Here is a 24,081-nt window from a genome sequence, read left to right on the forward strand (position 1 = left end):
CCGGCCCTCCGGCTGCGGGTCCTCCGCGGCGCCGGCCCTCGGGGCACCGGGTCCTCCGTGGTGAGGGCGCCGATCCTCACGCCGCGGGTTCTACGTGGTGCCGGCCCTCAGGCCACGGCGAGAGCGGCGACCGGCGACACCTTCGTGGCGCGGCGGGCGGGCAGCACGGCCGAGACGACCGTGATCACGACACCGACCACGAGCACCGCCACCAGGATCGGCACCGGGACGGTCGGCGGGATCAGTCCGATGCCCGGCAGCGAGCCGAACACCGAGATCGCGCCGCACCAGCCGTAGACGATCCCGAGCACGATGCCGAGCACCGCGGCAGCGATGATCATCTGCGCCGCCTCGAGCACCACCATCGACCGCACCTGCGAGCCGGTGAAGCCGAGCGCGCGGAGCAGGCCCAGCTCGCGCCGGCGCTGCAGCACGCTGAGCGACAGCGTGTTGACCATGCCGACGGCGGCCAGGACGACCGAGAAGCCGAGCAGGACGCTCATCACCGCGGTGCTCACCTGGATGAACTGCTCGAACGCCGCGATCACCTCGGGGTTCGTCTCGCCCGAGCGCTCCATGATCGTGCCGAACGTGGCGGCGGCGACCGCGAACATCGTGACCAGCGACACTCCGATGACCAGTCCGATGACGGCGCGGGCGCTGCGCGCCGGATTGCGGACGGCGTTGGCGGACGCCAGTCGGGCGACGGGGCCCCGGCCGAAGGCGCGGCCCACGAGGGCCGTGAGCGGAGGGAGCAGGACGGGCGCCCCGAGGATCACGCCGGTGAAGGACGCCATGCCTCCGACGAGCCCGAGCAGGACGCCGCCGGGGTTGGCGAGCCCGAGGACCACGCCGGCGGCGAGCAGCAGCGCGCCGATCACGACGAAGACGATCGCCGTGACGTTGCGGGCGGTGCGGCCGTGCAGCTCCTCGTAGCGGGGCTCGGCGGAGGATCCGGCGGCCTGCGACGGCGCGACCGCGAGCACGCGGCGCGATCCGGACCACGAGGCGATGACCGTCGAGGCGACCACGGCGATCAGCGGCAGCACGAGGCCGGGCGAGACGAGCGGGTAGTCGAAGCGGGGCAGGGTGCCGCTCCGGATGGCGAGCTCCGCGGCGAGCGCCACGAGAGCGACGCCGGCGACCAGGCCGATCGCCGCTCCGAGGAGCCCCTGCAGGAGGCCCGTGCGGACGATCCCGCTGCGCAGCGACCGGCCGGAGGCGCCGAGCAGGCGCAGCAGGGCGATCTCGCGGGTGCGCCCGGCGATGACGGTCGAGACCGCGTTGGCCGTGACGATCCCGCCCACGAACACCGCGATGCCGAAGAAGACGGCGCCGACCATCCCGAGCATGAGGGCGACCTGGCCGATGCCGTCGATCCCCGCTGCCGCGAAGGCCGCGACCATGTCGGCGATGACCTGCACCAGCACGGCGCCGAACGCCGCGGCGAGTGCGGCGACGGTGACGATGGCGCCCCCGCCCTGGCTCGAGCCCGTGCGCACGCCGCTCACGCCGCGCCCTCCATCGTGAGCATCGCGCGCGAGATCTCCTCGGCGCTCATCCCGCGGCGGTCGTCGACGACGGCCCCGTCGCGGAGGAAGACGATGCGGTCGGCGTAGGCCGCCGCGATCGGGTCGTGGGTGACCATGGCGATCGACTGGCCGTACTCGCGGGTGGAGGCCCGGAGCAGGCTGAGGACCTCGCGGCCGGTGCGCGAGTCCAGGTTGCCGGTGGGCTCGTCGGCGAAGATCAGCTGCGGCCGGGTGGCGAGGGCGCGGGCGATCGCCACGCGCTGCTGCTGCCCGCCCGAGAGCTCGTGGGGCCGGTGCGTGAGGCGCTCGCGGAGCCCGAGGGACTCGATCAGCCGGGCGATCCACTGCTCCTCGTCGCCGGTCACGGAGCGGCCGTCGAGCTCGAACGGGAGGCGGATGTTGCCGCGCACGTCGAGCGTGGGGACGAGGTTGAAGGCCTGGAAGACGAAGCCGACGCTGCGGCGGCGGAGCACGGTCAGCTCGGCGTCGCTCATCGAGGTGATCTCGGCGTCCCCGAGGAACACGCGGCCGGAGGAGGCGGTGTCGAGGCCGGCGAGGACGTGCATGAGCGTCGACTTGCCGGATCCGCTGGGGCCCATCACCGCGGTGAACTCGCCCCGCTCGATCGAGAGCGTGACGTCGTCGAGGGCGACGACGGGCGGCGTGCTGCCGTAGAGCTTGCGCACGCCCTCGACGCGCGCCACGACGGAGGAGGTCTGGTTCTGCATGTCCTCGACGCTACGGAGGCACCCGTGTCGCCGGCGTCGTCCGCAGTGGCTCGCGGCGTCATCCCTCCGGTGGACCCGCGATGGTCCTGCGGAGTCAGCGGGGCCGGAGCCCCGCCCGGCGGAGGGCGAGGGCCGCCAGCGCGGCGGTGACGGCGGGGTCGCCGGCCCGCCAGCCCGCGGCGGCGTCCGGGTGCGCGGCGAGGATGTCGCGGGGGGACGCCTTGGTGAGCGCGCGCAGGGCCAGCAGCTCGGTTCCGCCGACGGTCGAGCCGAGGGCGCGCAGCTCGGCGGTCCGGCGGGCGAAGCGGAGCCGGGGCCGGAGCCAGAGCACGGCCAGGAGCAGGAGCGGGAGGCCCCCGACGGCGAGCCCGGCGACCACGGCCAGGGCGCTCGCGAGCTGCTGCTGGTCGCGTCCGGCGGCGGCCAGCACGGAGCCGGCCCCGCTCGCCTCGTCGAACGGCGCGCGCACGGCGTCGCCGAGCAGGGGGATGCCGCCGAGGGTGGTCCCGGCGTCGCTCATGGTCGAGCCGAAGCCGCTGCCGGCGCTCTCGAGCCGACGGCCGATCTCGGCCAGGCCGGCGATCAGCGTGCCGACCGCGATGCCCGCGGCGATCGCCACGACGGCCACGCCGAGAGCGAGGGCGTCGGCCAGGATCTGCCGCGCGCGGACGGCCGGGAGGTCGGCGTAGATCTGCATGCGCCGATTATCCGGCGCGCTCGGCGGCGGTCGTGTCCACACCGGAGGAAGAATTCGTCGAGAGGGCCCGGGATCCGCGTCACTCCGCGAGGTCCCCGACGTTCTTCCTCGGTTGTGAACACGTCGGCCGCCTCCGAGAGGGCTGCCCGACCCGGCTCCTCGCCGCTTCTAGTCGAGCAGGTCGTGCAGCACGACGACCTGCTCGCGCTCCGGGCCGACGCCGATCGCCGAGAACCGGGCGCCGCTCATCGCCTCGAGCGCGCGCACGTAGTCCTGCGCGGTCTGCGGCAGGTCCGAGAACTCGCGGCAGCCGGAGATGTCCTCCTGCCAGCCGGGGAACTCCTCGTAGATCGGCTTCGCGTGGTGGAAGTCGCTCTGCGAGACCGGGACCTCGTCGTGGCGCACGCCGTCGACGTCGTAGGCGACGCAGACGGGGATGGTCTCGAGGCCCGAGAGCACGTCGAGCTTGGTGAGGACGAAGTCGGTGACCCCGTTGATCCGCGCCGAGTAGCGGGCGATCGGGGCGTCGTACCAGCCGCAGCGGCGCGGGCGGCCGGTCGTGGTGCCGAACTCGAAGCCCTGCCGGCGGAGGTACTCGCCCCACTCGTCGAAGAGCTCGGTCGGGAACGGTCCGGCGCCGACACGGGTCGTGTACGCCTTGATGACCGCGATGACGCGGTCGATGCGGTTCGGCGCGACTCCGGAGCCGGTGGCCGCTCCTCCCGAGGTCGCGTTGGAGGAGGTGACGAACGGGTAGGTGCCGTGGTCGACGTCGAGCATCGTGGCCTGGCCGGCCTCGAACAGCACCGTCCTGCCGGCGTCGAGCGCCTGCGAGAGGACCAGCGACGTGTCGGCGACCATCGGGCGAAGCCGCTCGGTGTACTGCAGCAGGTCCTCCAGCACCTGCTCGACCAGGATCGCGCGGCGGTTGTAGACCTTCACCAGCAGGTGGTTCTTCTGGTCGAGGGCGCCCTCGACCTTCTGGCGGAGGATGTTCTCGTCGAAGAGGTCCTGGATGCGGATGCCGACGCGGTTGATCTTGTCGGCGTACGCCGGGCCGATGCCGCGGCCGGTGGTGCCGATCTGGCGCTTGCCGAGGAAGCGCTCCGTCACCTTGTCGAGGGTGCGGTGGTAGCTGGTGATGACGTGCGCGTTGGCGCTGACGAGCAGCTTCGACACGTCGACGCCGCGGGCGCTCAGCGCCTCGAGCTCGTGGAACAGCACCTCGATGTCGACGACGACGCCGTTCGCGATGACCGGGACGACGCCCGGGGTGAGGATGCCGGAGGGGAGAAGGTGCAGGGCGTACTTCTCGTCGCCCACGACGACGGTGTGCCCGGCGTTGTTGCCCCCGTTGAACTTCACGACGTAGTCGACGCGGCTGCCGAGGAGGTCGGTGGCGCGTCCCTTGCCCTCGTCGCCCCACTGGGCGCCGGTGATGACGATTGCTGGCATGGCGTGTCCTTCTCGACGGGAGGGGCGGGGGTGGGCGGGTGCGGCGCGGCAGTCGTGCCGCCTCCGCGCGACCAGCCGCTCGATTCTAGCGGAGGGGCCGGAGGACGGCTCCAGCGCGCGGGGGCGGCACCGCGGACTCCCCCGGCTCCGGCCGGCACCGCGGACGCATCGCCGAGCAATGCTCTCGATCCCGTCATGCGCAGTTCACACGCGACGCATAGATTCGAGGACGTTCACACTCCACTCATCACGCGAACAGGACCACGATGCGCAGACTCCGCGCCGCAAGCCTCCTCGCCGTCGTCGCACTCGGAGCCGCCACCGCCGCTCCGATCGCCTCGGCCGCCCCTCTCGACGACGGCGTCGAGCTCACCCTGGTGTCGACGACCGACACGCACGGGCACGTCTACGACTGGGACTACTTCGCGAACGCGCCGTACCCGGCCGCCGGTGCGCTCGGCCTCACCCGCGTCGCGACCGAGGTCGACCGCCTCCGCGCCGAGAAGGGCGAGGAGTCCGTGCTCGTCATGGACAACGGCGACGCGATCCAGGGCACGCCGCTCACCTACTACTACGGCCTCGGCGACGGCGCCGCAGGCGTCCTCTCCGGCGAGACGACGCACCCGATGGCCACCGCGTTCAACACCATCGGCTACGACGCGCAGGTCGTCGGCAACCACGAGTACAACTACGGGCTCGACATGCTCAGCGCGTACGAGGGCGACCTGAACGCCCCGCTGCTGGGCGCGAACGTCGTCGACGTCGCCACCGGCAAGCCGTACCACGACCCCTACACGCTGATCGAGCGCGAGATCGACGGGAAGACGGTCACCGTCGGCGTCCTCGGCCTCGTCACCCCCGGCGTCCGCGTCTGGGACAAGCAGTACGTCGACGGCGTCCTCGAGTTCCAGGACATGGTCGCCGCCGCGAAGCAGTGGGTCCCGATCGTGCAGGAGCAGGCGGACGTGGTCGTCGTCCTCGCGCACACCGGCCAGGGCACGGTGCCGGACGCCGAGTACGACGCCGCCGACCTCAACGAGGACGTCGTCAACAACATCGCGACGCAGGTCCCCGGCATCGACGTGGTCGTCGCCGGCCACAGCCACAAGGACCTGCCGCAGACGCTGTTCACCAACGTCGCCGGCGAGCAGGTGCTGGTCACCCAGCCCGAGTTCTGGGCGCAGGGCCTCACCGAGGTCACCCTGAACCTGGTGCCGGACGCCGCGGGCGGCCTCGAGGTCGACTGGTCGGCCGGGAACGCGCCCGTCACGCAGCCCGTCTACGCGAAGGACATCGCCGAGGAGTCGCCCGCACTGGTCGACGCCCTCGCCGAGCAGCACGCCGCCACGATCGAGTACGTGAACACCCCCGTCGCCGACTCGGTCGAGGAGCTCTCGGCCGCGACCTCGCGCTACGAGGACACCCCGATCATCGACTTCATCAACACCGTCCAGGCCGAGACCGTCGAGACGGCTCTCGAGGGCACCGAGTGGGCCGACCTGCCGGTGATCTCGCAGGCGTCGCCGTTCTCGCGCACCGCCGTCTTCCCGAAGGGGCAGGTCAGCATCCGGGACATCGCGGGCCTGTACATCTACGAGAACACCCTCCGCGGAGTGGAGCTGACCGGAGCCGAGGTGCGCGACTACCTCGAGTTCTCGGCCCGCTACTTCGTGCAGACCGCCGAGGGCGCCGTGTTCGACCCCGAGACCGGCACCAACGCGACGACCGAGGACCGCCCCGACGGCATCCCGGACTACAACTACGACGCGATCTCGGGCCTGGACTACGTGATCGACGTCTCCCAGCCCGCCGGCTCGCGGATCCGCGGTCTCGCCCACGCCGACGGCACCCCCGTCGCCGACGACGAGCGCTTCGTGATGGCGGTCAACAACTACCGCCAGAGCGGCGGAGGCGCCTACCCGGCCGTCGCGCAGGCACCGCTCGTCTACGACGAGCGTCTCGAGATCCGCCAGCTCCTCATCGACTGGTCGACCGCCCGCGGCGTGATCGACCAGGCCGACTTCTACGACCCCAACTGGTCGCTGACGACGGAGCCCGCCGCCGAGGTCCCGGTCACCCCGGCGCCGACCGAGCCCGGCACCCCGACGGAGCAGCCCACCACCGCTCCGTCGCCGCATCCCACCACCACGGCGGCCCCCGTCGCGGGAGGCTCCGGCCCGGGCTCGCTCGCGAACACCGGCGCCGACGCGGCCGGCCTGATCGGCGGAGCCCTCGTGCTGCTGCTGTCGGGTCTCGCGCTGGTCGTCGCGCGACGCCGCCTCGCGGCCTAGCCGAGCAGGGCACGGGCGGCGGTCGGCGGGGTCTCCCGCCGACCGCCATTCGTCGTTCCGGAGGATCGCGGGACGATCGGGCCGCGGACCGGCGGCTCAGTCCCCGCGGCGTCGCGACCGGCGGGCCCGCCAGGCCGAGAACGCTCCGGTCGACCAGAGCGCCCAGATCACCAGCAGGGGCTGGAAGACGAGCCGCACCGCGCGCGCCGCGTCCGTCTCGAGGCCGAACGCCGGCGTCCGCGTCAGCAGCTGCGAGATGTTCCCCGGGAAGACCGCGACGAAGAACGCGGCCACCACGACTCCCACGATCACGCGCCACCGCACGAGCACGACGAGCACGAGCCCGAGCGCGATCTCGACGACGCCCGACGCGACGACCACCAGGTCCGGGTCGGCCGGCAGCCACGGCGGGACCTGCGCCTGGAAGGCCTGACGCGCGACCGTCAGGTGCGCCGTGCCGGCCGTGACGAGCAGCAGGCCCAGGAGGATGCGGGCGAGAGTGCGCGGGAGGGAGCGGCGTCCTCCGTCGTGAGCTGTGGCGGCGGTCATGCCCCCAGTCTGCGCTCGGAGCCCGCTCGCGCCGACCGCGAGCGCGTTCCGGCGGCGCCCCGTATCCTCGTTACCGCCCCGTCCGCAGACCGTGAAACGAGTTCCATGAGCACCCTGCCCCGCCTGATGGCCTTCGACCTCGACGACACCCTCGCCGCCTCGAAGTCCCCCGTCGACCCGGCGATGGCCGACCTCTTCGTGAAGCTGCTCCAGGCCACCGAGGTGTGCATCATCTCGGGCGGCCAGATCGGCCAGTTCCGGATGCAGGTGCTCGACCGCCTCGAGGGCGCCGACCCCGAGGTGCTCGCGAAGCTGCACCTCATGCCCACCTGCGGCACGCAGTACTACCGGTACGAGAACGGCGACTGGGCGCAGATCTACGCCGAGAACCTCACCGAGGACGAGAAGTCGCGCGCGCTCGCCGCCGTCGAGGAGAAGGCGAAGGAGCTCGGCTACTGGGAGTCCGAGACCTGGGGCCCGATCCTCGAGGACCGCGACTCGCAGATCACCTTCTCGGCCCTCGGCCAGTCCGCGCCCGTCGAGGTCAAGCAGGCCTGGGACCCGGACGGCGAGAAGAAGAACACCCTCCGCGAGGCCGTGCAGGCCGTGCTCCCCGACCTCGAGGTCCGCTCCGGCGGCTCGACGTCGGTCGACATCACCCGCAAGGGCATCGACAAGGCGTACGGGATGAACAAGCTCACCGAGCTGACGGGCATCCCTCTCGACGACATGATCTTCGTCGGCGACCGCCTCGACCCGGACGGCAACGACTACCCCGTCAAGGCGATGGGCGTCGAGTGCTTCGCCGTCGAGGGCTGGCACGACACCGCCGCGTACCTCCGCTCCTACGGCCTGTAGCCGCTCCGCGCGAGACGTTCCGGGATCCCCTGCTGCGGCGGGGGATTCCGTGCATCCGGGGGTCGTCGCAGGCCTCGGGCGCTGGACGTCGTGGGCGGTGCGCGTCCAGCTGCCGTCAGGCGTCGGCGCCCCCTCGCGGGTCCTGTGCACCCGCGCGTCCAGGCGCTGCGCAGGCGGGCACCGTCAGGCGTCCGGTGCTCCGTCGGGGCCTCGGGCGCAGCGCGTCCGGGCTCGGCCGGTTCGGGGGTCTGCGCGTCCGGGCCCTGCGCGTCCCGGCCGCTGTCAGACGTCCTCGTTCAGCGATCCGGACGCCGTGCCGTCGAGGGCGAGGCGGAGCCGTTTCGGCAGGTTCGCGACCACGATCGCGTGCGACTCCTCGATGAGCTCGAGCACCAGCTCGGGCTCGACGGTCCCGCCGGCGTCGACCGTCACCCAGTGCTTCTTGTTCAGGTGGTAGCCGGGCTCGATCCCGTCGACCCCCGCGACCAGGTGCACCACGTTCTCGGGCAGCGCCTTCACGCTCACGACCGGCCGCCCGAACCGCTCCGACTCGAGCGCGAACACCTTCCCCGCGACCTTCCACACCCGGATCCCCTCCCCGAACGGGAACCCCGCCTCCGCTCCCGGAAGCCCCTCGAGAAGCCGCTCCACCGCCCCGCCGTCCATCCCCCCATCCTGCCGCAGCCCTCTCGCGCCGCCTAGATCACCCGCCACCCGAGGCCGGCCTCGCGCCGAACGCACGTCCCACGTCCAGGGCCCGAAGCGGCTCGCGCCGAAGGCGCGGCCCGACCCTCCAGCACCCGCACCACGCTCGCTCCGAAGGCACGGCCAACTCCTCCACCCCGAGCAGGCTCGTGCCGCAGGCACGGCCGCCCGCACTCCCCCCGAGCAGGCTCGTGCCGCAGGCACGGCCTCACGCACTCCCCCCGACCAGGCTCGTGCCGCAGGCACGGCCCCCCGCTCAAGCCCCCCGCGGCCGCTCGTGCCGCAGGCACGGCGCCCACCCCACCAGCACAGGGCTAGGCGGCGTCCGGGTGCGGTTCTGGCAAGGCGGAGGAGGAAGCCGTAGCGGCGCTACGGCGCCCGACGACAACGCCGCCAGAACCGCACCCGGGCGGCGCCTAGTCGTTGCCGAGGATGATGATGGCGGCGGTAGGGGGTAACGCGTCCTCGTGGTACCGCTCGATCTCCTCGATGGCGATCGGGTCGGCCTGCTGGAGGAACTGGGTGAGGCGGGTGACCTCCTCGGTCTCGCCGATGGAGTCGGCGGCGCGGCGGAGGGCGTAGAGGGAGAGCAGGAATCCGCGGTTGGGTCCGTGGCGCCAGGGGATGGGGCCCTGGCCGCGCCAGCCGGCTCCGCGGAGGAGGTCGAGGCCGCGGTGGTAGCCGACGCGGGCGTAGGCGTAGGAGGGGAGGGCGGCGTCGATGCCCCAGACGCTGTCGGCGAGCAGTGCCCAGGCCAGCGGGGAGCGCGGGTGGGCGGCGGCGAGGGCGGCGAATTCGACGGCTCCCGGGTTCGCGTGCTTCGCGAGGGCCGCGGTGACCGCGGGCTCGTCGGGGAGGAGGGTCGGTTCGGGGCCCAGCAGGTTCTCGCCACTCATGCCTCCCAGGCTATCCCGCTCGCGGCTGTGCGGGTCCGGGGTCCGGCCGTCCGGCGCACGACGGTCGTCCCTCCACAGGGGCGTCAGCGGAGGGAGCCGGGCGGTTCGCCGGTCGTCGCCGTCGTGCGCGGGGGTGCCGCCGATAGCATCGACCCATGGCGACGAACCGCAGTGAAGTCGAGGCCTGGCTCACGGACATGGACGGCGTGCTGGTGCACGAGAACAAGGCGCTCCCCGGCGCGCCCGAGCTGATCCAGGAGTGGACCGATTCGGGCACGCCGTTCCTGGTGCTGACGAACAACTCGATCTTCACGCCACGGGATCTGGCGGCGCGGCTGCGCGGGTCGGGGCTGCACGTGCCGGAGGAGCGGATCTGGACGAGCGCTCTGGCGACGGCGGACTTCTGCGCGTCGCAGAAGCCGGGCGGGAGCGCGTTCGTGATCGGCGAGGCGGGGATCACCACCGCGCTGCACGAGGCGGGCTTCATCATGACGGAGACGGCGCCGGACTACGTGGTCGTGGGCGAGACCCGCAACTACAGCTTCGAGGCGATCACGAAGGCGATCCGCCTGATCGTCGCGGGTGCGCGCTTCATCGTCACCAATCCCGATGCGACGGGGCCGAGCGCCGAGGGCGTGCTCCCGGCGACGGGGGCTATCGCGGCGCTCATCACGAAGGCGACGGGCAAGGATCCGTACGTCGTCGGCAAGCCGAACCCGATGATGTTCCGCTCGGCGATGAACAAGATCGGCGCGCACAGCGAGAACACCGGGATGATCGGCGACCGGATGGACACCGACATCGTCGCGGGCATCGAGGCGGGCCTGCACACCGTGCTGGTGCTGACGGGGATCAGCGACGAGGCCGAGATCGAGCGCTATCCGTTCCGCCCGGACGAGGTGCTGAGCGGGGTGCACGAGCTCCTGTCGTCGGAGCCGCTGGAGTCGGAGTTCCCGCCGGATTCGGCGGTCTGAGTCCCGGCGGCCCGGCAGTGGGCCGGGCGCCGGTTCCTGACACGGCACCGCGGCTCGCGGGGGTCAGAAGCGGACGTGCTGCAGCACCCAGGCGTGCATGGCGACGGCTGCCGCCGCCGAGGCGTTGATCGACCGGGTCGAGCCGAACTGCGTGATCTCGAGCACGGCCTCCGAGGCGGCGATCGCCTCCTCCGAGAGGCCGGGTCCCTCCTGCCCGAACAGCAGGAGGCAGCGCTCGGGGAGCCGGTAGGTCTCGAGCGGCACGCTGCCGGGGACGTTGTCGACGGCGAGGAGGGGCACGTCCGCCTCCGCGGCCCACTGCACGAGGTCGGCCACCGTCTCGTGGTGCTGGACGTGCTGGTAGCGGTCGGTGACCATCGCGCCGCGCTTGTTCCACCGCCGCCGGCCGACGATGTGGACGCCCTCCGCGCCGAACGCGTTCGCGCTGCGGACGATCGAGCCGATGTTCATGTCGTGCTGCCAGTTCTCGATCGCGACGTGGAACGGGTGCCGCGTGCGGTCGAGCTCCGCGACGATCGCGTCCATCCGCCAGTAGCGGAAGCGGTCGACCACGTTGCGCGCGTCGCCACGCTCCAGCAGCTCCGGGTCGAGGCGGTCGTCCTCGGGCCGCTCGCCCTGCCAGGGGCCGACGCCGTTCGTGGTGAGCTCCACGGAGGCGGTGGGTCCGGTCGCGGGGGTCGCCTCGTTCTCCTGCACGACGAGCGATCCTACTGGGCGCTCCGCGGCTCGGCCGGGTGCACCGGGCCGGTGCCCGGCGGCGTCCTCCGAGGCCCGAGCGACGGCGCGCGTCAGGCCGCGGGGGTGCCGGCGAGGGAGCCGGTCAGCTCGCCGCCGCCCGCCCGGTCGACGAAGCAGTAGTAGCTGCGCTCGCCCGCGTCCCACTGCTCCTGGGTGACGGGGAACGCACCGGCGACCTGCACGTCGCCGTAGGTCTCGGCCGCGGCGACGTCCACGACGCCCTGCGCCTGGCAGAGCGAGGAGACGGTGACGGCCAGGGCGTCCTGGCCGGGGAACACCGCGTCTGTCAGCTCCGCGGTGGCGACGAGCTGGGCGGAGTGAGCTCCCGCGCAGTCCACGACGGTGAACTCCTCCGCCCAGACGGAGTCGAAGGGCTCGACGCACTCGCCGCCGAGGAGCGCGCTCCAGGCCCAGGTGCCGACGGGCAGCGGTCCGACGGTAGGGAGGGTCGCGGTCGGAGTGGGCGAGGGGGTCGGCTCCGCCGTGGGCGTCTCGCTGACGACCGGGGCGGCCTGCGGCTCGGCCCGGCCGCCGGCGCTCCCGACGGCGATGCCGATCGCGAAGAGCCCGGCGAGGAGGATCACCGCACCCGCAGCGATCAGGCCGATCAGGAGCCGGCGTCGGCTGAGCGTGCGCCATGCGGGCGCTCCGGCGGGCGCCGAGTCGCGCTCGCGGCTCTCGGGTCGGGACCGGGCGGAGCGGCGCTTCCGCGGCGGAGCGGCGTTGACGTGGGCGGCCGCGGGAGCGGTGCGGAAGGGCGCGGGCTCGGCGCGGTCGGCGGGCTCGGCGGCCGGCTCGAGGTTCCACGAGTAGGCGCCGGCGGTCTCGCGCCACAGCTCCTCGTCGCCGCCGTCCTCGTCGGGCTCGTCCTGCGGAGCGACGACCTGCTCCCACACGGGCGGCTGGTCCCAGTCCCCTCGCGGGTCGGGCCACTCGTAGACGGCGGGCGGAGTCGGCTCGCGCGGAGTCGGCGGGGTCGCGCCGACCGGGCGTCCGTCGGCGGGGTAGGGGACGCCGGAGCGGCCCGCCGGGTCGACGTCGGTCGAGGACCCGGCATCGGGCTCGTCGTCCGGCCGGTGGGCGCTGCGGAGTCCGGCGGGGGCGGTCGGCAGGTCGGCTGGAGGGTCGGTGTGCGGCAGGACCGGGCGCACGGAGTCCGCCCCGCGGCGGTGCACCTCGGTGCGGCCGGCATCGGTGGAGGCGTCGGAGCCGGAGCCGTCGGCGTTGTCGTCGCGGAGGGGGGCGAAGAACGCGTCGAAGGCGTCCTCGTCGGACACGTCCGCGTCGGAGGCACTCGTGTCGCGGGCAGTCGTCCCACCGGCACCCGCCTCGCGGACACCCGTCTCGCGGGCACCCGTCTCGCGGGCACTCGCCTCGCGGGCACCAGCCTCGTGCACTCCCATGGCGCGGGCTCCCGTGTCGGAGACTCCCGCGTCGTCGCCCGGAGAGCTCCGTCCCTCGGCGGAGACGCCGTCGCGGTCGGAGGAGCGCTCCGGCTCCACGACCGTTCCGCGGTCGGCGTCGGCGTCCTGCTCCTCCACCCGAGCGGAGTCGTCCGCGGGTTTCGGGAGGTCGCCGTCGGCCTCCTCGGCGGCGGGCGTCGCGCTCAGCACGGGCTCCCCCGGCCACAGGCCGACCGGAGCGGCAGGGGCACGGCGCGGCGCAGTGTCGGAGTCGCGGTCGCTCGAAGACGGTCCGGCCGCGTCGGCGGAGGAGGCCGACTCGCTCGCAACGCTCCGCTCCTCCGCTGACGCGTGGGCCTCGTCGGCTGCGGGCTCAGCAGGACCGGACGTCCGCTCCGCGCGCGACTCCTCCACGGGAGGGACGGGGCGGGGCGAGTCGAAGATGCTCTTCAGGCGGCCGCCGCTGAGCTGCTGGAGCAGCCACTCGCTGCTGCCGACGGGACGCTCCGGCTCGGGTCGCTCCGACTCGGCACGCTCCGGCTCGGAGGTCTCCGATCCGGCAAGCTCGGGCTCGCGGCCCTCCGGCTCCGGGTGCTCGCCGCCTCCCGGGCCCCCGCCGCGTCCCCCCTCGTCGACCATCAGCTCAGGCCGAGGTCGGCCAGACCGATCGCGGCGAAGTACGGGTAGCCGGCGTCCTCGATGATCTCGCGGGCACCGGTCGCGCGGTCGACGACGACGGCGACTCCTGCGATCTCGGCGCCGACCTCGAGCAGGGCCTCGATCGCCTTCAACGGCGAGCCGCCGGTGGTGGACGTGTCCTCGACGACGACGACGCGCTTGCCCTCGAGGTCGGGGCCCTCGACCTGCCGGCCGCGGCCGTGGTCCTTGGGCTCCTTGCGCACGACGAACGCGTCGTAGGCGAGACCGCGGACGGCGCCCTGGTGGAGGATCGCGGCGGCGATCGGGTCGGCGCCCATGGTGAGGCCGCCGACGGCGTCGACGCGCTCGATCGGCGCGATGAGGTCGAGCATGACCTGCCCGATCAGCGGCGCGACGCGGTGGTCGAGGCTCACGCGGCGCAGGTCGACGTAGTACGACGCCTTCTTGCCGCTCGTGAGGGTGAAGTCCCCGTGGAAGACGGCGTCGGAGCCGATGTACTCGATGAGCTGCTGGCGTGCGTCGGTCACGCGCCTACTCTACGGGGCGACCCCTCCCCCGCTCGGGAGCGCGCCCGCTGCGGCGTGCTCGCCCGCCTCGTCGCCTCCTCCGCGGAACTGTGTCATGTAGAGCTCGTAGTAGGCACCGCGCTGCTTCAGGAGCGCCTCGTGCGCGCCCTGCTCGACGATCCGGCCCGACTCCATCACCAGGATGGTGTCGGCGTCGCGGATCGTGGAGAGCCGGTGCGCGATGACGAACGAGGTCCGGTCGGTGCGGAGCGCGTTCATCGCATGCTGCACGAGCAGCTCCGTGCGGGTGTCGACCGAGGAGGTGGCCTCGTCGAGGATCAGCAGCGACGGGTTCGCGAGGAACGCGCGCGCGATCGTGATCAGCTGCCGCTCGCCGGCCGAGACGCTGCCGCCGTCGGCGTCCAGCACCGTGTCGTAGCCGTCGGGCAGCTGGCGCACGAAGCGGTCGACCATGGTGGCCTTCGCCGCGTCGACGATCTCCTCGTCGGTCGCGTCCAGGCGCCCGTAGCGGATGTTCTCGCGGATGGTGCCCTGGAAGAGCCACGCGTCCTGCAGCACCATGCCCACGCGCGAGCGCAGGTCGCCGCGCGCGAGGCTCGTGATGTCGACGCCGTCGAGCAGGATGCGCCCTCCGGTGAGCTCGTAGAAGCGCATGACCAGGTTGACCAGCGTGGTCTTCCCCGCCCCGGTCGGACCGACGATGGCGACCGTCTGCCCGGGCTGCGCCGAGAAGGTCAGGTCCTCGATCAGCGGCTGCTCCGGGTCGTACGAGAACGAGACGCCCTCGAACTCCACGTGGCCGTCGGTGCGCTGCGGGAGCGACGCGGTCGCCGTCTCCGGCTCCTGCTCCTCGGCGTCGAGCAGCTCGAACGTGCGCTCGGCCGAGGCGACGCCGGACTGCAGCATGTTCGCCATGCTCGCCAGCTGGGTCACCGGCTGCGTGAACTCGCGCGAGTACTGGATGAACGCGGTCGCGTCGCCGAGCGTCAGCTGACCTGAGGCGACTCGCAAGCCGCCGACCACGGCGATGAGCACGTAGGAGAGGTAGGAGACGAAGGTCATCGCGGGCATGATCATGCCCGAGACGAACTGGGCGCCGAACGAGGCGGTGTAGAGGCTGTCGTTGCGGCGGTCGAACTCCTCGAGCATCTCGCGGTCGCGGCCGAAGGCGCGGACGATCTCGAGCCCGGAGAAGGTCTCCTCGATGTGGCCGTTGAGCGCGCCCGTGTTCTTCCACTGGGCGGCGAAGAGCTTCTGGGAGCGGGCGCCGATCACGCCCGCGATCACGCCCGAGAGCGGGATCGAGATCAGCGCGATCAGCGCGAGCTGCCACGAGACGATGAACATCATCGCGGCGATGCCGATGATGGTGAGCACCGACTGCACCAGCTGCGAGAAGGCCTGCTGCAGCGCGGTCTGGATGTTGTCGACGTCGTTCGTGACGCGCGACATCACGTCGCCGCGCTGCCGGGTGTCGAAGAAGCGCAGCGGGAGGCGGTTGAGCTTGGCCTCGATGTCCTGACGGAGGCCGAAGACCACCCGCATCACGAGGCCGTTGAGGATGTAGCCCTGCGCCCACATGAGCACCGACGCGACGACGTACATCAGCAGCACGATGATGATCAGGCGGCCGAGGACCACGAAGTCGATGCCCGCGCCGGGCACGATGTCGGTCTTGGCCAGCATGTCGGCGAAGGTGCCGTTGCCCGAGGCGCGCTGCTGCTCGATGATCTGCTCGAGCGGGACGCCGGCGGGGAGCTGGGAGCCGATCACGCCGTTGAAGATCGTGTCCATCGCCTGCCCGAGGATCTTGGGCGCGATGACGGTGAGGACGACCGACAGCGAGACCAGGGCGACCACGAGGACCATCCGGGCGCGCTCGGGGCCGAGCAGCGAGAAGAGGCGCTTGGCCGAGGGCCAGAAGTTCTGCGCCTTGCGGGCGGGCGGCCCGTCCCCGAACATGCCGCCGTCGCCCTCGCCGGGCTCGAACTCGGGCTCGGGGGACGTCGTCTCCTCGGGGGCGGTGGTGTCGCGTGTGCGCGCCATCTCAGGACACTCCTTCGACGCTCAGCTGGGATTCGACGATCTCGCGGTAGGTCGCGTTCGTCTCGAGGAGCTCGTCGTGCGTGCCGCGGCCGACGACGCGGCCCGCGTCGAGCACGACGATCTGGTCGGCGTGGCGGATGGTCGACACCCGCTGGGCCACGATGATCACGGTCGCGTCGGTGGTGGCGTCGGCCAGCGACTCCCGCAGCCGCGCATCGGTCGCGACGTCGAGCGCCGAGAACGAGTCGTCGAACAGGTAGACCCGCGGCTTCGCGACGAGGGCCCGCGCGATGCAGAGCCGCTGGCGCTGCCCGCCGGAGACGTTGGTGCCGCCCTGCGAGACCGGCTCGTCGAGCCCGTGCTCCTTGCTCCGCACGAAGTCCTCGCCCTGGGCGATGCGCAGCGCCTCCCACAGCTCGGCGTCCGTCGCGTCGGGGCGGCCGAAGCGCAGGTTCGAGGCGATCGTCCCCGAGAAGAGGTAGGGGCGCTGGGGCACGAGCCCGATCACCTCGGCGAGCTGCGCCCGGTCGAGGGAGGAGACGGGCACGCCGTCGATCGTGACGGTGCCCTCCTGTGGGTCGAACAGGCGCGGCACGAGGCCGAGCAGGGTGGTCTTGCCGGCGCCGGTGGAGCCGACGACGGCCGTGGTGCGGCCCGGCTCCGCGACGATGTCGATGCCCGAGAGCACGGGGCGCTCGGCCCCCGGGTAGCCGAAGACGACCCCGGAGAACTCGACGCGGCCGCGCGCGGGCGGCGGGACTCCGCCCTGGGGCGTGGTGAGGCTGGTGCGGGCGTCGAGCACCTGCTGGATCCGCTCGGCGCAGACGACCGCGCGCGGGATCATCATCACCATGAAGACGCCCATCATCACGGCGGTGAGGATCTGGAGGAGGTACTGCAGGAACGCGGTGAGCGAGCCCACCTGCATCTGACCGGCGTCGACCCGCTGCCCGCCGAACCACAGCACGGCCGCGGTGGCCAGGTGCAGGATCATCATGATCGCGGGGAACATCAGCACGAAGATGTTGCCGACCTTGATCGACACCTCGGTGATCGCCGCGTTGGCCTTGCGGTACCGCTCGGACTCGAACGGCTCGCGCACGAAGGCGCGCACCACGCGGATGCCCGTGATCTGCTCGCGCAGCACGCTGTTGATCCCGTCGATCCGGTCCTGCATGAGGCGGAACAGCGGCAGCAGCAGGAACACCAGGAAGCCGACCACGACGAACAGCAGCGGCACCGACACCCAGACCAGCCAGGAGAGGCCGGCGTCCTCGCGCAGGGCGAAGACGATGCCGCCGACGCACATGATCGGCGCGGAGACCATGAAGTTGAGGGTCATCAGCACGAGCATCTGCACCTGCTGCACGTCGTTCGTGCCGCGGGTGATCAGGGTGGCCGTGCCGAAGCCGCCGACCTCGAGCCCGCTGAGCGAGTCGACGCGGCGGTAGACGTCGCGGCGCAGGTCGCGGCCGACGGACATGGCGGTGCGGGCGCCGAAGTAGACGGCTCCGATCGCCGCGGCGACCTGCACGACGCAGACCCCGAGCATGGTCATGCCGGTGCCCCAGATGAAGTCGGTGTCGCCGCGGCCGATGCCCTGGTCGATGATCTCGGCGTTGAGGCTCGGCAGGTAGAGCGTGGCGAGCGTCGCGACGAGCTGCAGCACGACGACGGCGGCCACCCAGCGCGCGTAGGGCTTCGCGTAGGCGGAGGCGAGGCGGAGCAGGATCATGGGTCCTCCGGAGGGGCGGAGCAGGAGCGGGAGGGGAGGGGACCGGGCTGGGGAGCGCGGAGCGCCGGGGAGCCCGTCGGGCCCGCACGGCGCGGGCGGCGGCGGCGTCCGGACGGCACGACGAACGGCCGGTCGGGACGGCGCTAGACAACCATCGACCACCGACACCGGTTCCGCAATCCGCCGAGGGGATGACTCCCCGGCCCGCGGCCGCCGGGACGCGCGGAGGACGCGCAGGAGACGTGTCGGCGGCGGCTCCTACACTTCCAGGATGCGCATCGCCACCTGGAACGTGAACTCCATCCGGGCCCGCACCGGCCGCGTCGTCGACTGGCTCGTGCGCGAGGACGTGGACGTCCTCGCCATGCAGGAGCTCAAGTGCAAGCCCGAGCAGTTCCCGCACGAGGCCTTCGCCGACGCCGGCTACCACGTCGAGATGGTCGGGCTCAGCCAGTGGAACGGCGTCGGCATCGCCTCGCGCCTGCCGATGGAGGACGTGCAGATCGGCTTCCCGGGCATGCCCGGTTTCGCGAAGGAGGCGGCGGCCGACGGCTCCTACCCGCTCGAGGCCCGCGCGATCGGCGCCACGGTCGACGGCGTGCGCGTCTGGAGCCTCTACGTCCCGAACGGCCGCGCGGTCGACGACCCGCACTACCTCTACAAGCTCGAGTGGCTCGCGGCCCTCGAGGCGAGCACCCGCGAGTGGCTGGCCGCCGAGCCCGACCTGCCGCTCGCCCTGGTCGGCGACTGGAACGTCGCGCCGCTCGACAGCGACGTGGGCGACCCGAGCCTCGGCCCCGGATCCACGCACGTCTCGATCCCCGAGCGCGCCGCCTTCGCCGCCTTCGAGGACGCGGGCCTGCGCGACGTCGTCCGCCCGCTCGTGCCCGAGGGCTACACCTACTGGGACTACAAGCAGCTCCGCTTCCCGCGCAACGAGGGGCTGCGGATCGACTTCGTGCTCGGCTCCCCCGCGTTCGGCGAGCTCGTCACCGGCGCCTCGATCCACCGCGACGAGCGCAAGGGCGACGCCCCGAGCGACCACGTCCCGGTGGTGGTCGACCTCGACCTGGAGACGACCCTCGACGACGACCGCCCGATGATCTTCTGAGCATGGCCTCGTCGAAGAAGAAGCGCGCGCGGGCCCAGGCCGCCTCGGCCGGCGCCTCCCGCCCCGCCGCCCGACCCGCGACGGCACGCCCTGCGACCGCCCGCCCTGCGACCGCCCGCCCCCGAGCCGCGCACGACGAGTTCCGGTCCGACGCCTACCGCTCGGTGGGCGAGATCATCGCCGCCGGGAAGCCGCGCCGGCGCCGCTGGGACCTCGTGCTCTCGATCCTCGGCTGCCTCGCCCTCGGCCTGCTCACGATCGTGCTCGGCTACCTCGCCGCGATCCTCTCGGTCTTCCCCGCGCAGTGCGAGGGCCAGAACTTCGCCTGCGACTTCGACCGGATCGACTGGGGCGTCTCGATCGCGCTGATCGGGCCGCCCGCGCTGACGCTGATCGCCGTGGCCGTGACGGTCGTGCGCTACCTCGTGGGCCGCCGCGCGTTCCTCGTGCCGGTCATCGGATTCGTGCTCTGCATCGCCACCGCGTTCCTCGCCTCCTCACTCGTGACGAGCTCGATCCCGGGTTCGGCGCTGGTCTAGCACCGACCCGGGGGGCGCGTCAGCGGTCGGAGCGGTCGGCGCTGGTCCAGCACGGACCCGGAGGCGCGTCAACGGTCGGCGTGCTCGGCGCTGGTCCAGCACGACCCGGGGCGCCGACCGCCGGCGAGGTCAGCCGCAGGCGGGCTCGTCGTTCAGCGTCACCGCGGTGGGGTTGATCATCGGGGTCACCCGCACGGTCTGGTCGCCGAAGCCGGAGGCGTCGCCGGCGCTGAACTGCACGTCGAACGTCTCGGACTGGCCGGGCGAGAGCTGCACGGCGACCTTCGAGACGGGACGGCCGAGGTCGTCGAGGCTCTCGGGTCCGTAGCCCGTGCCGTCGGCCCAGGCCGCACTCGACACCGTGGTCCCGGGAGGGCCGTAGACGTAGATGTTGGTGACGAAGTCGCCCAGAGGGTACGCACCGCGCCCGCCGGCCGCGGCGACGTAGCCGGGCAGCGTCCGAGCGACCGCCTTCGAGATCGTGTTGGTCACGGTGACGGAGGTGGTGAAGACCGCGCCGGAGGCGGCGCACCGGCCCGCGCTCGACTGCGTGACCGCCGTGCTCAGGTAGTAGTCCATCTTCGAGCCGCCCGAGGCGTCCTGGAAGAACACTCCGGTGGTCGTGCCGTCGGTCGTCGTCTGCGGCAGGACCCCCGCGATCGGCGTGGGCGCGAGGAGCGCCTGCTCGTCGGCGTCGGAGCTGTAGGCGAGGATGCGGCTCTCGTCGACCGCCTTCACGATCGCCGGGAGCATCTTCGTGGGCTCCATCTCCCCGCCGAGGATCTTCCCCAGGACCGTCGCGCTCGCCTCCGAGAAGAACTCGTCGGTGCGCTCGGCCACGACCGACTCCGGGTAGCGGAAGTAGACCTCGTTGAGCAGGGTCGAGACGGTGTTCTCGCTCGTGAGGACCGTGCCGTCGGTGAGGGTCACCGGCCCGGTCGAGCCGAGGAGGTAGGAGAGGGCGACGGGGTCGATCGCGAGGACGCCGTCGATCCTCTGCTCGGGGAACTTCTGCGCCCAGAACTGGGAGGCGATCGAGGCGGCCGTCGGGAAGTCGGGGCGGCTGGTCGAGACGTTGAAGGTCGTCGCCATGTTCTCGCCGATGGTGTCGAGCGCGCTCTGGTCGACGGTGACGGGAGCCAGACCGCGGAAGTCGCCGCTGCCCAGCTGACGGCCGATCGAGATCGCGCCGCCGTCGACGTCGAGCTGCATCACCGACGACGCGCCGCCGCCCAGAGCCTGCGACTCCGCCAGGTTCTGGAACATCACCAGATAGTGGCGCGGACCGGACGCTCCGAGGGAGTCGGGGAGGATCGCGGTGAGCGGCTCGACCTGGTCCATCGCCGCGGTCGCGGTGGCCAGCTGCGGAGTGAAGGAGTCGAGCGCGGAGGCGACCTGCGGCACCAGCGGGCCGCGGTCGATGCCCTCGACGCGGGTCTGCGCCGCGTCGACGACCTCCTTGGCGACGGTGATCTTCTGCGACAGCTCGGTGATCGCCGCGAGGTCGACCCTGCCGTCGACGGGCTTGAGGATGTCGAGCGAGGTCGTGGAGAGCGGCGTGACGATCCGGCCGGAGACGTCGTCGGCGATCTCGGTCGCGGCGCGGACCGCGGACAGGTTCGGCCCGAGGACGGGCACCACCTCCATCACCCGCCACACCGGGTCCTCGGTCTCGTCGCGCGCCTCGCCGGTGAGGGTCGCGATCCGGCCCGCGGTCTCCTCCGCACCGGAGGTGTCGAACGTCGTCAGCCTGTCCGTCACCTGCGACACCAGCGGGATCGCCTCGGTCAGCTTGTCGCGGACGGTCATCGCCTTGTCGTAGGTGCGCACGCCGAGGAGCACCGCGACGACGGCGCCGATCAGCAGGACCAGGAGGACGATCAGCGTGATCCAGAGGCCGCGACGGCGGCGCGGCCTGCCGCGGGCGGAGCGGTCGGCGGACGTGGTGGTGCTCATTCGAGAGAGCCTAAGCGACGGTCGGCGGAGTGCGACCGGGCCCGCGCCACCGGCCCCGTCCCAGGACGAGGGACACGCGACGTGGATGCGCGGGCCGTCCGGCGCCTCCGCCGGGACCGAGCGGGAGGCGGGGATGCTGCTCCGCTCAGCCCAGCAGGAGGGACACCCCGATGAGCACGGGCACCGCGGCGACCGTGGTCACGAGGGCCGTGTCGCGGGCGACGGCGACGCCCCGGTCGTAGCGCGAGGCGAAGGTGAAGATGTTCTGCGCGGTCGGCAGCGCGGCGGTCACCGTCACCACGAAGAGGTGCTCGGAGTCGAGGTGGAACGCGAAGCGCCCCAGCAGCAGCGCGACCGCCGGCATCACCAGCGACTTGAGCACGGAGGCGACGACCACCTCGACCCGCGCCGGCCCCGCCTCCAGCGGCCGCTGCCCGCGCAGCGACATCCCGAAGGCGATCAGCACCAGCGGGATCGACGCGTTGCCGATGATCGAGAACGGCTGCAGCACGGGCGCGGGAAGCTCCACGCCGGTGAGGGCGACCACGAGGCCGAGGGCGGAGGCGATGATCATCGGGTTCCGCAGCGGCTGCGTGAGGATCGCGCCGACCGAGGTCCGCCCGCTCGTCGAGACGTCGAGCAGCGTCAGGATCGTCGGCGCGAGGACGATCAGCTGCAGGAGGAGCGTCGGGGCCACCCACTGCGGATCGCCCAGCACGTAGATGGCGACCGGCAGTCCGATGTTGTTGGCGTTGACGTAGGAGGAGGCCGCGGTCCCGATCACCGTCTCCGGCAGCGGGCGGGGGAAGAGCAGCCGCGAGGCCAGCACGTAGAGCAGGGCGACGGTCAGCACCGTCAGGAGCGAGACGAGCAGGAACGAGGAGAAGAGGACGGAGACGTCGGCCCGCGACAGCACGGTGAACAGCAGCGCCGGCGTCGTGACGAAGAAGGCGATCCGCGACAGGATCAGCCGGCTCTCGGGCGGGACGATCCGGAACCGCGCGATCAGGTAGCCGACCGCGATGACGACCCCGATGATCGAGAAGCCGGTGAGCACGCCCTCCACGCCGCCGCCTCCCCGCCGCGGCCCGTCCGCTGTCGCGCCTCCACCCTAGGCAGTGGCCGGGGCGTTGCAGCGCCGGCGCGACGCACCTACGGTGTGCGGCATGCCGCATCTCGAGGTCCCCGGCGCGAGCCTCCACTGGGAGGCGGACGGCCACGCCTCCGCGCCCGCCCTGCTGCTCGTGCACGCGGGCATCGCCGACCTGCGGATGTGGGACCCGCTCGTCCCCGACCTCTCCCGCGACCGGCTGGTGGTCCGCTACGACGTCCGCGGCGCGGGCGGAACGAGCACGGAGGACGTGGAGTACGACCCGCGCCGGGACGCCCTGGACGTGCTCGACCACCTCGGCGTCGAGCGCGCGGTGGTCATCGGCTGCTCGCGGGGCGGAACGCTCGCGCTCGACCTGGCGCTCGAGCATCCGGAGCGGGTGACCGGCCTGGTCGTGATCGCGCCGGGCCTGGCGGGCTTCGACTACCCCGCGCTGACGGCGGAGGAGGAGCGGCGCTTCGGGGAGGTCGAGGCGCTGGAGCTCGCGGGCGAGCGGGAGGCGGCGGCGATCGTCGAGGCGGAGCTCTGGGCCGTGGGTCCCGACCGCTCCGCGGACGACGTCGCTCCGGAGTTCCTCGCGCGGGTCCGGGAGCTCGCGCTCACCGGCGTCGGCCACGAGGAGGAGGCCCCCCGCCCGATCGAGCCCTCCGGGCCGGCGGGCGAGCGGCTCGGGGAGATCGCCGTGCCGACCCTCGTCGTGGCGGGCGCGCACGACCTGTCGGAGTCGCTGCCGGTGTGCGAGCACCTCGCCGCCGAGGTGGGCGGTGCCGAGCTGCACGTGCTCGAGGACGCGGCGCACCTGCCCGGCCTCGAGCACCCGGAGGAGTTCCTCGCGGTGCTGCGGCCGTGGCTGGAGCGCCACGGGATCTGATCAGGCCACGGCAGCCAGGTCGAACGCCCAGTCCACGTAGAGCTCCGGCGGCTCGCCCTGCTCGACGAGGTCGATCCGGTCGAAGCCGGCCTCGACGCAGGTCGCGCCGGCGTCCAGGTCGCTCTCCGCCACGAAGGCGTGCACGAAGCGGGGCACGGGGAACGCAGCCGCCTCCTCGAGCAGCATCCGCACGGAGTCCGCGGTGATGCCGCGGGCGTGCGGAGCGATGCTCCACGCCGCCTCGTAGGCGACGACGCCGCGCGAGCAGCCGTACCAATAGCCGATGGAGCCGACGGAGAGTCCGTCCAGCTCGACCACGTAGAAGAACGCGTCACCGTCCGCCCAACCGCGCAGGTAGCGGTCGTGGCGCACGAGGATCTCGCTCTCGCTCTCGAGTCCGCCGCCCGCGTGCGCGAGGGTGTCGCGCAGGACGGACGCGTCCGCCTGCGGCCAGGGGAGCAGGCGGAGGTTCTCGGGGTGGTGGTCGATGCTGGCTGTTCTCTGGTCGCTTCCGGGTTCGGGTCCCGTCACGCGCTCCGATCCTCTCTCTCAGGATGGCTCGCCGATCGAGCGCGCCGCCAGGGTGTTCGGCGCGCCTGTCCGATCGGATGTCTCCGCACTCGGGATGCGGACACGGTGTCGCCCCATCTTCGACCCGATCAGGGGAGGGAAACGGAA

At 72.6% G+C, this 24,081-nt stretch carries 21 protein-coding genes; 6 read left to right on the plus strand and 15 right to left on the minus strand.

Features of this window, described 5'->3' with window-relative positions:
• Positions 1 to 107: 107 nt before the first annotated feature.
• The 4 genes from C5D36_RS07625 to C5D36_RS07640 form a co-directional block, all read right to left on the minus strand.
• Entirely contained in the window at positions 108 to 1,511 is a 1,404-nt protein-coding gene (locus tag C5D36_RS07625; RefSeq protein WP_104295557.1) for an FtsX-like permease family protein, read from the minus strand.
• Positions 1,508 to 2,260 carry an ABC transporter ATP-binding protein gene (locus C5D36_RS07630; RefSeq protein WP_104222781.1) on the minus strand — a complete coding sequence of 251 codons (753 nt, stop codon included), beginning with the start codon at positions 2,258 to 2,260 and terminating at the stop codon, positions 1,508 to 1,510. Before C5D36_RS07630 ends, C5D36_RS07625 begins: the two co-directional genes overlap by 4 nt.
• Before the next feature lie 94 nt (positions 2,261 to 2,354).
• Positions 2,355 to 2,957, minus strand: a complete 603-nt coding sequence (locus C5D36_RS07635; RefSeq protein WP_104295558.1) for a hypothetical protein — start codon at positions 2,955 to 2,957, stop codon at positions 2,355 to 2,357.
• Positions 2,958 to 3,125: 168 nt separating this feature from the next.
• A complete protein-coding gene (locus tag C5D36_RS07640; protein ID WP_104222783.1) occupies positions 3,126 to 4,412 on the minus strand; it encodes an adenylosuccinate synthase in 1,287 nt (428 codons plus the stop codon).
• A gap of 266 nt (positions 4,413 to 4,678) precedes the next feature.
• On the opposite strand from C5D36_RS07640, the gene C5D36_RS07645 reads away from it, so the two are divergent.
• Positions 4,679 to 6,703 carry a bifunctional UDP-sugar hydrolase/5'-nucleotidase gene (locus C5D36_RS07645; RefSeq protein WP_104295559.1) on the plus strand — a complete coding sequence of 675 codons (2,025 nt, stop codon included), beginning with the start codon at positions 4,679 to 4,681 and terminating at the stop codon, positions 6,701 to 6,703.
• Positions 6,704 to 6,799: 96 nt separating this feature from the next.
• Here C5D36_RS07645 and C5D36_RS07650 read toward each other — a convergent pair whose 3' ends face one another.
• Positions 6,800 to 7,252 (minus strand): DoxX family membrane protein, encoded by a 453-nt coding sequence (locus C5D36_RS07650; RefSeq protein ID WP_104295560.1) that lies wholly within the window; start codon positions 7,250 to 7,252, stop codon positions 6,800 to 6,802.
• A gap of 105 nt (positions 7,253 to 7,357) precedes the next feature.
• Between C5D36_RS07650 and C5D36_RS07655 the strand changes: the two genes are divergently transcribed.
• Positions 7,358 to 8,110 carry an HAD-IIB family hydrolase gene (locus C5D36_RS07655; protein WP_104222786.1) on the plus strand — a complete coding sequence of 251 codons (753 nt, stop codon included), beginning with the start codon at positions 7,358 to 7,360 and terminating at the stop codon, positions 8,108 to 8,110.
• A 282-nt stretch (positions 8,111 to 8,392) separates the two neighbouring features.
• On the opposite strand, the gene C5D36_RS07660 is transcribed toward C5D36_RS07655, so the two are convergent.
• Positions 8,393 to 8,776, minus strand: a complete 384-nt coding sequence (locus C5D36_RS07660; RefSeq protein WP_104258040.1) for an MmcQ/YjbR family DNA-binding protein — start codon at positions 8,774 to 8,776, stop codon at positions 8,393 to 8,395.
• Positions 8,777 to 9,231: 455 nt separating this feature from the next.
• Positions 9,232 to 9,711, minus strand: a complete 480-nt coding sequence (locus C5D36_RS07665) for a DUF3151 domain-containing protein (protein ID WP_104234388.1) — start codon at positions 9,709 to 9,711, stop codon at positions 9,232 to 9,234.
• Between the two features lie 155 nt (positions 9,712 to 9,866).
• On the opposite strand from C5D36_RS07665, the gene C5D36_RS07670 reads away from it, so the two are divergent.
• Positions 9,867 to 10,685 (plus strand): HAD-IIA family hydrolase, encoded by an 819-nt coding sequence (locus C5D36_RS07670; protein ID WP_104225721.1) that lies wholly within the window; start codon positions 9,867 to 9,869, stop codon positions 10,683 to 10,685.
• A 63-nt stretch (positions 10,686 to 10,748) separates the two neighbouring features.
• Here C5D36_RS07670 and C5D36_RS17140 read toward each other — a convergent pair whose 3' ends face one another.
• The 5 genes from C5D36_RS17140 to C5D36_RS07690 form a co-directional block, all read right to left on the minus strand.
• Positions 10,749 to 11,402: a TrmH family RNA methyltransferase gene (locus C5D36_RS17140; RefSeq protein WP_374953772.1), complete on the minus strand. Its 654-nt coding sequence runs from the start codon at positions 11,400 to 11,402 to the stop codon at positions 10,749 to 10,751.
• Positions 11,403 to 11,494: 92 nt separating this feature from the next.
• Complete coding sequence (locus C5D36_RS17145; RefSeq protein WP_258062890.1) at positions 11,495 to 13,486, minus strand: hypothetical protein; 1,992 nt, start codon at positions 13,484 to 13,486, stop codon at positions 11,495 to 11,497.
• On the minus strand, positions 13,486 to 14,034 hold the full coding sequence (gene pyrE, locus C5D36_RS07680; RefSeq protein WP_104295561.1) for an orotate phosphoribosyltransferase: 549 nt from the start codon (positions 14,032 to 14,034) through the stop codon (positions 13,486 to 13,488). The genes C5D36_RS17145 and pyrE overlap by 1 nt, the downstream gene beginning before the upstream one ends.
• A gap of 9 nt (positions 14,035 to 14,043) precedes the next feature.
• Positions 14,044 to 16,080 carry an ABC transporter ATP-binding protein gene (locus C5D36_RS07685; RefSeq protein ID WP_104282750.1) on the minus strand — a complete coding sequence of 679 codons (2,037 nt, stop codon included), beginning with the start codon at positions 16,078 to 16,080 and terminating at the stop codon, positions 14,044 to 14,046.
• 1 nt (position 16,081) lies between these two features.
• A complete protein-coding gene (locus C5D36_RS07690) occupies positions 16,082 to 17,815 on the minus strand; it encodes an ABC transporter ATP-binding protein (protein ID WP_104295562.1) in 1,734 nt (577 codons plus the stop codon).
• A gap of 271 nt (positions 17,816 to 18,086) precedes the next feature.
• Between C5D36_RS07690 and C5D36_RS07695 the strand changes: the two genes are divergently transcribed.
• A complete protein-coding gene (locus C5D36_RS07695; RefSeq protein WP_104295563.1) occupies positions 18,087 to 18,926 on the plus strand; it encodes an exodeoxyribonuclease III in 840 nt (279 codons plus the stop codon).
• A 2-nt stretch (positions 18,927 to 18,928) separates the two neighbouring features.
• On the plus strand, positions 18,929 to 19,465 hold the full coding sequence (locus tag C5D36_RS07700; RefSeq protein ID WP_104295564.1) for a hypothetical protein: 537 nt from the start codon (positions 18,929 to 18,931) through the stop codon (positions 19,463 to 19,465).
• 129 nt (positions 19,466 to 19,594) lie between these two features.
• Here C5D36_RS07700 and C5D36_RS07705 read toward each other — a convergent pair whose 3' ends face one another.
• A complete protein-coding gene (locus C5D36_RS07705; protein ID WP_104295565.1) occupies positions 19,595 to 21,421 on the minus strand; it encodes a DUF4012 domain-containing protein in 1,827 nt (608 codons plus the stop codon).
• A gap of 145 nt (positions 21,422 to 21,566) precedes the next feature.
• Positions 21,567 to 22,487: an AEC family transporter gene (locus C5D36_RS07710; protein ID WP_104222809.1), complete on the minus strand. Its 921-nt coding sequence runs from the start codon at positions 22,485 to 22,487 to the stop codon at positions 21,567 to 21,569.
• Positions 22,488 to 22,587: 100 nt separating this feature from the next.
• Between C5D36_RS07710 and C5D36_RS07715 the strand changes: the two genes are divergently transcribed.
• Complete coding sequence (locus C5D36_RS07715; protein ID WP_104295566.1) at positions 22,588 to 23,403, plus strand: alpha/beta fold hydrolase; 816 nt, start codon at positions 22,588 to 22,590, stop codon at positions 23,401 to 23,403.
• On the opposite strand, the gene C5D36_RS07720 is transcribed toward C5D36_RS07715, so the two are convergent.
• Positions 23,404 to 23,934 carry a hypothetical protein gene (locus tag C5D36_RS07720; protein WP_104260956.1) on the minus strand — a complete coding sequence of 177 codons (531 nt, stop codon included), beginning with the start codon at positions 23,932 to 23,934 and terminating at the stop codon, positions 23,404 to 23,406.
• Positions 23,935 to 24,081 lie beyond the last annotated feature (147 nt).

Source organism: Rathayibacter sp. AY1C6, assembly GCF_002931535.1.
Lineage (GTDB): Bacteria > Actinomycetota > Actinomycetes > Actinomycetales > Microbacteriaceae > Rathayibacter.